Here is a 1,135-nt window from a genome sequence, read left to right as displayed (position 1 = left end):
AATGTGATGACGACGTACTTGAGCAGCGTAAAGCCCAGCACGATCCCCGGAATGAGCAGGGGGGACAGGAACACCGCATTCAGCGTGTCTTTGCCCCGGAACGTCACCCGGTTCAAGGCGTAAGCGGCCGGAACGCCGAGCAGAATCGCGATCACGTTGCCGAGCAGCGAGACGATGATCGACGTTTTGAAGGTCGACATGAACATCTCCACGTCAAAAATATTCTGGTACCATTTCAGCGAAAAACCGGTCGGCGGAAATTTCAGCACCGTTCCCGGCTCGAAGGACGTCACCGCGATGATCAGGAGCGGCCCGAGCAGGAACAAGTAAACGATAAAGGAAAAGAGGGCGAGCCCCGGATTTTTGGTCTTCATAGTTCTACCCCTTCGGATTGAATTTGGCCGCTGCTTTATTCATCAGCCCGATGACGATGAACGTAATGATCATCATGATGGTGGCAATGGCCGAAGCCGCCTGCCAGTCATTCAGCGTAATGGCGTTCTGGTACAGGAAGGTCGCGACGACGCGCTTTTTCCCGCCCAGCAGGGCAGGCGTGGTGTAAGCGGTCAGGCTGCCCACAAACACGAGAATGCTGCCGACGATCAATCCCGGTATACTGAGCGGGATGACGATTTTACGGAAAGCCGTCAGCTTGGACGCACCCAAGCTCTGCGCCGCCCGAACCAAATCGTGGTCGATGGACTCGAGCACCCCGACCAGCGTAATGAGAATCAAGGGAAGGAACAGATGGACCAGACCGATAATCATCGCCGTCGGTGTATAGAGAATGCTGAGCGGATCGTGAATAATGCCCAGCTTGATCAGCACATTGTTGACCAGACCGTTTTTGCCGAGAATGATCATCCAGCTGAAGGAGCGGACGACCGAGCTCGTGAGCAGCGGGAAAATCGCCAGCGCCAGCAAAATGCCCTTTTTGCGCGGAGGCATCATGGACAAATAGTAGGCGACCGGGAATCCGATCAGGATGCACAGCAGGGTGGTCGCGACGCTGACGAGCAGGGTCGTCCCCAAAATATCAAGGAAATACGAGTCCTTGAAAAATTGCAAGTAGATGCCGAACGTGAAGCTCCCGTCCTTGAACAGCGTCGAGCCGACCGTGAGGATCAGCGGAACG

General features: G+C 55.3%; 2 protein-coding genes. Both read right to left on the bottom strand.

Annotated features, from left to right (window positions below; all coding sequences use genetic code 11):
* Nucleotides 1-374 (bottom strand): ABC transporter permease (locus tag CPT76_RS36920; RefSeq protein ID WP_374954582.1); only part of this gene is annotated, 374 nt, incomplete at its 3' end.
* Between the two features lie 4 nt (nucleotides 375-378).
* A partial coding sequence (locus CPT76_RS01260) for an ABC transporter permease (RefSeq protein WP_105441670.1) occupies nucleotides 379-1,135 on the bottom strand: 757 nt, incomplete at its 5' end.

This window comes from Paenibacillus sp. AR247, assembly GCF_002968895.1.
Classification (GTDB): Bacteria; Bacillota; Bacilli; order Paenibacillales; family Paenibacillaceae; genus Paenibacillus_AQ; species Paenibacillus_AQ favisporus.
The sequence above is the reverse complement of the archived record's forward strand: the minus strand, read 5'-3'. Positions and strand labels throughout refer to the sequence as shown.